The sequence below is a fragment of the Verrucosispora sp. SN26_14.1 genome (assembly GCF_004307965.1).
Lineage (GTDB): Bacteria > Actinomycetota > Actinomycetes > Mycobacteriales > Micromonosporaceae > Micromonospora.
In genome coordinates this window covers 1-7,700 of the sequence record NZ_SISL01000288.1, presented here as the reverse complement: position 1 = coordinate 7,700, position 7,700 = coordinate 1, and the positions used below count along the sequence as shown (strand labels likewise).

8 protein-coding genes are annotated in these 7,700 nt (G+C 71.2%); all 8 read right to left on the bottom strand.

The window, feature by feature from the left end:
- Nucleotides 1-645 (bottom strand): copper resistance CopC family protein (locus EYA84_RS21900; protein ID WP_131054920.1); only part of this gene is annotated, 645 nt, incomplete at its 3' end.
- Between the two features lie 17 nt (nt 646-662).
- Nucleotides 663-1,400, bottom strand: a complete 738-nt coding sequence (locus EYA84_RS21895) for a DUF4142 domain-containing protein (protein ID WP_131054919.1) — start codon at nt 1,398-1,400, stop codon at nt 663-665.
- A 145-nt stretch (nt 1,401-1,545) separates the two neighbouring features.
- Nucleotides 1,546-2,727: an ROK family transcriptional regulator gene (locus EYA84_RS21890; RefSeq protein WP_131054918.1), complete on the bottom strand. Its 1,182-nt coding sequence runs from the start codon at nt 2,725-2,727 to the stop codon at nt 1,546-1,548.
- Nucleotides 2,728-2,756: 29 nt separating this feature from the next.
- Nucleotides 2,757-4,016 carry a sugar ABC transporter permease gene (locus tag EYA84_RS21885; RefSeq protein WP_131054917.1) on the bottom strand — a complete coding sequence of 420 codons (1,260 nt, stop codon included), beginning with the start codon at nt 4,014-4,016 and terminating at the stop codon, nt 2,757-2,759.
- A 67-nt stretch (nt 4,017-4,083) separates the two neighbouring features.
- A complete protein-coding gene (locus tag EYA84_RS21880) occupies nt 4,084-4,902 on the bottom strand; it encodes an ATP-binding cassette domain-containing protein (protein WP_131054916.1) in 819 nt (272 codons plus the stop codon).
- 102 nt (nt 4,903-5,004) lie between these two features.
- A complete protein-coding gene (locus EYA84_RS21875; protein ID WP_131054915.1) occupies nt 5,005-6,099 on the bottom strand; it encodes a sugar ABC transporter substrate-binding protein in 1,095 nt (364 codons plus the stop codon).
- A gap of 198 nt (nt 6,100-6,297) precedes the next feature.
- A complete protein-coding gene (gene ybaK / locus EYA84_RS21870) occupies nt 6,298-6,777 on the bottom strand; it encodes a Cys-tRNA(Pro) deacylase (RefSeq protein WP_131054914.1) in 480 nt (159 codons plus the stop codon).
- Between the two features lie 30 nt (nt 6,778-6,807).
- Nucleotides 6,808-7,700: SAM-dependent methyltransferase (locus tag EYA84_RS21865; protein WP_131054913.1), on the bottom strand; the 893-nt coding region annotated here is incomplete at its 5' end.

Sequence of the window (7,700 nt, the reverse complement as noted above, 5' to 3'; positions counted from 1 at the left end):
CTGCCCGACCGGCGCGCCGACCACCTGGGCGGCCTGCCCGACCCAGGTGCCGACGGTGGCCACGGCGACCAGGCCGAGCCCGACCAGCGCCGTCACCGTCGCACCCCGCCGGGACCGCCGGGGTGGCCAGAACGCCGCAGCGAGCAGCGGCGGACCGACCGCCAGCAGCAGACCGAGGTAGCCGAGGAACTTGGCGGCGGGCACCAGGACCCCGGCCGGTGACTCCGACTCCGCCACGGCCGGCAGGGGTGGGGCCACCGACGGTGCCCCGGCGGCGAAGGTGAAGCTGCCGGCGACCGGATGACTGTCCGCCGAGATGACGCGGTAACTGACCAGGTACGTGCCGAGCGGCCGGTCGGAGGCGCGCAGCATGATCCGCAGGGTCCGGTCGCGGACCTCCGGGTCACCGATGTTGATCCGCTTACCGTCCGGCGCGAGCACCTGCACCCGGCCGGACACCGGCGCGACCGACTCGCTGAAGGTGACCAGGACCTCGCGTGGCGCGTACGGGAGCACCTCGTCGCGCTGCGGGGTGGTGTCCACCACGACGGCGTGCGCCGCCGCTGGGCCGGCGGGACCCAGGGCGGCGCACAGGGTGGCCAGGACCAGCCCGAGGAGGGCGAGGGCCCGGGTGCGGGGAGCCATCGGTGCGGGTCGGCTGGTTACCTGCGGCGCAACAGCCGATAGCTGAGGAAGCCGCCGGTGCCGATGGCAACGAAGAAGATGGCCCAGATCAGGGTGTTGCTGATGCCCACCGCCGGTGCGGTGTTGGCCGACGCGGCGGCGATCAGTCCGTCCTCGCCGGGCGCGGGCAGCACGGCGGGCGGCAGTTCGGCGTACCGCACCAGGCCGGTGCTCTCCAGCATCAGCATGTGGTCGCTGACGTACTTGTTGGTGGCGTTGGCCAGGTCGCGGATGACGTCGTTGCGGGTGCTGCCGCGGACCGCGGTGACGACCGGGAGGATCGAGCCGTGGGCGACCCGGAGCCGGGTGACGAAGATCTGGTCGAACCGGGCGCCGGTGGCGTCCTTCATCTCCGTCAGCCACTGCTGCTGCTGTGCGGACGGCACGGTCGGGATGGTCGCGCCGAGCTTGTTGGCGGCCTCCACGGTGAGTCGGTCCAGTTCCTCGTGCTGCCGGGCGATCTCCGCACCGACCTCGCGGACCACCGCCGACTGGCCCTTCTCGGCGGCCATCTGTCCGGCCGGCATCTCCCAGAGCCCGGCTAGGCGTACCCCGTCGAGCAGGGCCTGGTCGGCGGCGGCGAGTTGCTGGCCGGCGGGCGCGGCCACGGCGGCACCGGGATGCCAGACGAGAGCGGCGGCGATCGTGGTGAGCAGCACCGCCAGGCGACGGGACCGGGTGCCCTGCCGGCGACGAGCGGAATCCAGCGGTGCCATGTCTGCGGCGCCTCCTCGGACGAGAACCGGTCGACTACGTGACGGCGGCCGTGACACGCCGGCCGCTCGTCCGCACAGTGGTACGGAATGAGTGGCCGATCAGTTCACCGGTTCCGAAACCGGTTCACGGTCTTGTCCGGTCGGGTCAGCCGACGTCGAGCGGGTCGGCCAGCAGCCGTTCGAAGGCGAGTTCGGCGGCGCCGACAAGCGGGGCGTCCTCGCCGAGTTTCGGCGTCCGCAGGCGTACGTGCTCCAGGCAGGCGGGCAGGCCGTTGGAGTTGAGCCGGCTGCGTACCTGGGCGGCGGCGGCCAGATAGAGGTCGCGCATGGTGCCGCCGAAGATGACCATCTCGGGGTTGAAGATGTTGACCAGGTTGGCGACACCGAAACCCAGCCAGTCGCCGGCCTGGCGTACCGCCGTCTGGGCCCGGGCGTCGCCACGGTCGGCGGCGTCGAAGACCGCGAGCATCGCCTCCCGGCCCCGGGCGTCGGAGCGCTCGGCGGCCCGCAGCAGCCCGTGCTCGCCGATCTCGGTCTCCCAGCAGCCCCGGTTGCCGCACTCGCAGCGCACCCCGTCGCGGCTGACCACCATGTGCCCGACCTCGCCGCTGTAGCCGCCGTGCCCGGTGAGGCGGCGGCCACCGGCGATGATCCCGGCGCCCACGCCGACGTCGCCGTAGAGGTAGATGACGTTGTCGCAGCCGGCCGCCGCGCCCCGGGCGTGTTCGGCGAAGGCCGCCACGTCGGCGACGTTCCCCACGGTGACCGGGACGTCGACGCCGAGTTCGCTGCCGAGGGTGGTGCCGATCGGCTCGTCCACCCATCCGGTGGTCGGGCCGAGGCGGACCAGACCGTCGTCGCGGCGCACCATGCCGCAGACCGCCACCCCGGCCCCGACGCAGACCGCGTCCTGCGGCAGCCCGTGCCGCATCTCCTTCACCGCTCCGGCCAGCAGCGGGGCGGCCTCCGTCGCGGTCAACCCGCGCGGGCGGTCCAGTTCCCAACGGTCGAGCACCGCACCGCCCAGACCGACCCGCGCGGCCCGCAGCCGGTCCACCTCGATGCTGTACGCGTACGCGAAGACCCGGTCCGACTCGGGCCGGACGACCAGCGACGGTCGTCCGGCCCGGCCGGTCTCCTTCGGCGCCCCCTCGCTCACCAGTCCGGCGGCGGCGAGGTCGGCGGTGAGCGCGCCGATGGTGCTCCGGTTCAAGCCCAGCGTGTTCGTCAGCTCGGCGCGCGTGGTGGCGCCGTGCAGGTGCACGTAACGCAGCAGGGCACCGAGATTCTGCCGACGGATCTCGTCCTGGCTGGGTCCTACGCGCATCGAGGCTTGACTACTTTCGGTACAGCGGATCAGCGGTTGCCGGTGGCCGAGGCTCGTCGTCGCGACAACGCGTCGACACTCGCCGCGAGCAGCAGCACCACGCCGGTGACCACGAACTTCACGCCCGAGCTGTAGCCCATCAGCCCCATGCCATTGTCGATCACCGCCACCACGGCGCCACCGAGGACCGCGTCCAGGACGCGTCCCTTGCCACCGAAGAGGCTGGTACCACCGATCACCGCCGCCCCGACGGCGTACAGCAGCACGTTGCTGCCACCGGTGTTCGGGTCGACCGAGTTGGCCCGGCTCGCCGCCACGATGCCGCCGATCGCCGCCATCGTGGAGCAGATCACGAAGACCGAGATGCGGATCCGGTCCACGTTGATGCCGGCCCGGCGCGCGGCCTCCTTGTTGCCGCCGACCGCGTAGATGTGCCGGCCGTAGCTGGTGCGCTGGAGCACGAACGTCCAGGCCACGAGCAGGACGGCGATGATCGGCACCACGATCGGTACACCCTTGAGCGAGCTGATCAGCACGTTGCGGCTGCGCTCCAGGTTGAGCACGTAGACGGCGACGCCGAGGACCACGGCCAGGATGCCGATCCGGCCCAGCACCATGGCCAGCGGGTCGTTGATCAGGCCGCGTGCGGCACGCTTGCGGTACCGCAGCAACTGCACCGCGGCGAAGCCGGCGACCGCGAGCGCGGTCAGGGCCCAGCCGAGGGCCGGCGGCAGGTTGCGGTTGGCGATCGCGACCAGGACCGGGTCGCGGACCGAGATGTTCCGGCCCTCCTCCATCAGCAGCAGCACCACGCCCTGGAAGGCGAGGAAGCCGGCGAGGGTGACCACGAACGACGGGATGCCGACCTTGGCGACCAGGAAGCCCAGCGTGGTGCCGATGACCAGGCCGGTGAGCACGGCCGCGAGCACCGCCACGTACCACGGGTACCCGAGGACGGTCACCACGTTGGCCAGCACCGCCGCGCAGACGCCGCTGGCGAAACCGGCGGACAGGTCGATCTCGCCCAGCAGCAGGACGAAGACCAGCCCCATGGCGATCAACGTGACCGCCGCGCCCTGGGTGAACAGGTTGGCGAAGTTGCCCGCGGTGAGGAAGCTCGGACGCATGATCGAGAAGATCGTGCAGAGGACGAGCAGGCCGGCGACGGCGGGCAGCGCGCCGATGTCGCCGCCGCGTACCCGACGCCAGTAGCCGCGTACGTGACTGGCGACGGAGGGTGCCGGTGCCACGGCGGCCGGCCCGTCCTGCTTGACGGCGGTGGAACTCATGCCGACCCTCCGCTGCGCTGCGGGCCGGCCTCGGCCCGGAGTTGATGATTCGCTCGCTGCGGCTCGCTCATGCCAGCCCTCCTGTGTTGCTGCTGGCGGGTGCTCCACCGTTGCCGTTGGTGGCCGGTTCGGTGGCGAGCCCGAGCCCGCCGGAACGGCCTGCGGTGATCAGTTCGACGATCTGCGAGTGCGTGATGTCGGTGGTCCTCACCTGGGCGACCATCTGGCCGAGATAGAGCGCGGCGATCCGGTCGGAGACGGCGAAGACGTCGTTCATGTTGTGCGAGATGAGCACCACGGCCAGGCCGTTGTCGGCCAGCCGGCGGACCAGTTCGAGCACCTGGGCGGTCTGTGCGACGCCGAGCGCGGCGGTCGGCTCGTCCAGGATCACCAGCTTGCTGTTCCAGAGCACCGCCTTGGCGATCGCCACGGTCTGGCGCTGGCCGCCGGAGAGGCTGGAGACGTGCTGGCGCAGCGACTTGACGGTGCGTACGGAGAGCCCGGCGAGGGTCTCCGCGGCCATCTGCTCCATCGTCGGCTCGTCCAGGACGATGCCGCTGCGCTTCTCCCGCCCGAGGAACATGTTCTGCACGATGTCGAGGTTGTCGCAGAGCGCGAGGTCCTGGTAGACGACCTCGATGCCGAGCGAGGCGGCGTCGCGGGGGCTGTTGATGTGCACCGGGCGGCCGTCGAAGACGAACTCCCCGGAGTCGGTGGGGTAGATGCCGCTGATGCACTTGACCAGGGTCGACTTGCCGGCGCCGTTGTCGCCGACGAGCGCGGTCACCTCGCCCGGGTAGGCAGCGAAGGCGACGTCGCGCAGGACCTGGACGGGACCGAAGCTCTTGTCGATCCCGCGTAGCTCCAGCAGTGGGGTCGCGGACACGGGGTTCTCCTTAGACACGGAGGGAGATCGGGACCCGTCCAGCGGCGTCGCGCCGCCCGGCACGGGGTTGCCGTGCCGGGCGGCGCCGCCTAGGCGGGTGGGTCAGCTGATGCCCGCTTCGGTGCAGAGCTTGGCGAAGTCGGGGGTGCAGACCTCTTCCTTGGTCACGTAGCCGTCGGCGATGACGTCCTTGACGTTCTCCTTGTAGATCGCCTTCGGGGTGAGCAGGACGCTGGCCACGTCCCGACCGCTCTCCGGGTCCTTGACCGTCTGGCCGGTCTCCTTGCGCTCGCCCTTGGCCAGCGCGATGGCCAGCTCGGAAGCGGCGTCCGCCTCCTGCTTGACGGCCTTGTAGACGGTCATGCACTGGTCACCGGCGAGGATGTTCTGCAGACCCTGCGGGTCGGCGTCCTGGCCGGTCACCGGGACCTTGCCGTTGAGGTTGTTCTTCTTGAGCACCGAGATGGCGGCGTTGCCCAGGCCGTCGTTCGCGCTCAGCACGCCGTCGATCTTGCCGCTGGCCTTGGTGAGCTGCTGCTCGAAGATGGTGGCGGCCTGCGCGTTGTCCCAGTCCGGCACCGAGTCGTCGGCGGCCTTGGTGTACTCGCCCGAGTCGAACTTCGGCTTGAGGACCGAGTCGTACCCGTTCTTGAACAGGGTCGCGTTGTTGTCGGTCGGCGAGCCGTTCAGGTACGCGATCGCCGGCTTCTCCACCTTGGCGTCGGTGAGGCACTTGACGAGGCCCTCGCCCTGGAGCTTGCCGACGGCCTCGTTGTCGAAGCTGACGTAGTACTCCGCCGAGCCGCCGAGGGTGAGGCGGTCGTAGTCGATGGTGGCGACGCCCTGCGACTTGGCCTTGTCGAGCACGGCCTTGCCGGTGCCGGAGTCCAGGTTGACGATCATCAGCGCGGTGACGCCGCTGGTGATCATCTGGTCGGCGATGGTCTGGAACGCGTTCTTGTCACCCTGGGCGTTCTGGATGTCGTACTGGACGCCGGCGGCCTTGAACGCCTCCTCCAGGAACTTGCGGTCCGCGCTCTCCCAGCGGACGGAGGACTTGCTGTCCGGCAGGATCACCCCGATCTTCGGGGTCTTGTCGGAACCGGCCTGGTTGCCGCCGGAGTCGTCGCCGCAGGCCGTCAGGGAGCCGAGGGTCAGGAGACCCACGGCGCCGACGGCGAGGAAGCCCTTGCGCATCTGCAGGGTCCTTTCGAGGGTGGGGGAAGGGTGTCGGTGTTTGTTTTGTTGTGTCCGGCAACGTATTGCGCCCCACACGCCAGCACAAGAGTGCGATCGCGATGAGTTTGTTGTCGGCGGTAACAATTCAGCAACGCCGACGACACCCGCCCGGTACGCGGCCGGGCGACGACGGATAAGTGGGCAGGTCGGGTGCGGTCAGCCGGTGGTCAGCGCGGCGGTGCTGGCCTCGGTGAGCGCCACGAGATCCGTGGGCGCCAATTCCACCTGGAGACCCCGGCGACCGGCCGACACGTACACGGTGGGATGCGCCAGGGCGGACTCGTCGATCACGGTGGGCAGCCGCTTGCGTTGGCCGAGCGGACTGATGCCGCCCCGCACGTACCCGGTGGTCCGCTCGGCCGCCGCGCGGTCGGCCAGCGCCGCCCGCTTGCCGCCCACGGCGGCGGCGAGGGCCTTGAGGTCCAACTCGCCGGTGACCGGCACCACCGCCACGGTCAGCGCGCCGTCGACCTCGGTGACCAGGGTCTTGAAGACCCGTTCCGGCGCGACCGCGAGCGCGGCGGCGACCACCGCGCCGTAGTTGGCGGCGTCCGCCGGGACGTCGTACGGGTGGGTGCGGTGCGTGATCCTCTGCTTCGCCAGCAGCGCGATCGCCGGCGTACCCCGTCCCGCCATGCCCGCCAACCTAGTCCTGCGCCCGGCGGGTCAGGTCGCCGGCTGGCAGACCAGCACCGTCGGCGCTCCGGCGACCCGGGTCAGCACCAGGCTGGCCGGCTGGTCACCGGCCAACCGCAGGTCCCGCCGGAGCCGCTCCGGTTCCAGCGCGGAGCCCCGCTTGAGGATCTCCACCCGGCCGACCCGGCGCTCCCGCAGCAGCGCCCGCAGCCGCTTGAGCGAGAACGCCAGCACGTCGGTCACCTCCAGGCAGCGGGCGTACGGGGTGGGGGTGGCCCGGTCGGCATAGAGGTAGGCGATGCTCGGGTCGGCCAGCGTGGCGTCCAGGTCGGCGGCGAGCTCGGCGACCAGGTGTGCCCGTACCACCGCCGAATCCGGGTCGTAGACGAACCTGCGTACCGGCCCGACCGGCGCCTCCGCCGTCCCCCGCCCGGTGAGCTGATGCACGCGCACCCCATCGCCTTCATGTAAGGAGGGGACCCCTGCTATACACGAGGCGTTAGTAGGGGGCCCTTCCTTGCAGATGGTCGCGCGGCGGGGGTGTGCGGCGAGCGGGCCGCACCAGAGGGCCGCCTCCACCAGGTCGCCGTCGACGCCGACCCACTCCGCCTCGGCGCCGGCCGGGATCAGGGCGTGATCGAGACCCGGCGCCACCTTCACCACCATGCGCGGCACCCGTTCGGCGAGGCCGGTGACGAAGTCCCACGGCGGCGAGTACGCGTTCGGGTCGAAGACCCGGCGACCGGTACCGGCCCGGCGGCGGGCCGGATCGCAGAAGACCGCGTCGACCCGGGTCACGTCGAACGCGGTCGCGTCGCCACACTCGACGGTGACGAGGTCGGCCAACCCGGCAGCGAGAGCGTTCGCCTCGGCGAGCGCGGCGGTGAGCGGGTCGGCCTCCACCGCGTACACCCGGATGCCGG

Coding starts and splice junctions, on each gene's coding strand:
- ybaK (WP_131054914.1), bottom strand. CDS start 6,777: ATGGCGGGACGGGGTACGCCGGCGATCGCGCTGCTGGCGAAGCAGAGG.
- EYA84_RS21875 (WP_131054915.1), bottom strand. CDS start 6,099: ATGCGCAAGGGCTTCCTCGCCGTCGGCGCCGTGGGTCTCCTGACCCTC.
- EYA84_RS21890 (WP_131054918.1), bottom strand. CDS start 2,727: ATGCGCGTAGGACCCAGCCAGGACGAGATCCGTCGGCAGAATCTCGGT.
- EYA84_RS21895 (WP_131054919.1), bottom strand. CDS start 1,400: ATGGCACCGCTGGATTCCGCTCGTCGCCGGCAGGGCACCCGGTCCCGT.
- EYA84_RS21885 (WP_131054917.1), bottom strand. CDS start 4,016: ATGAGTTCCACCGCCGTCAAGCAGGACGGGCCGGCCGCCGTGGCACCG.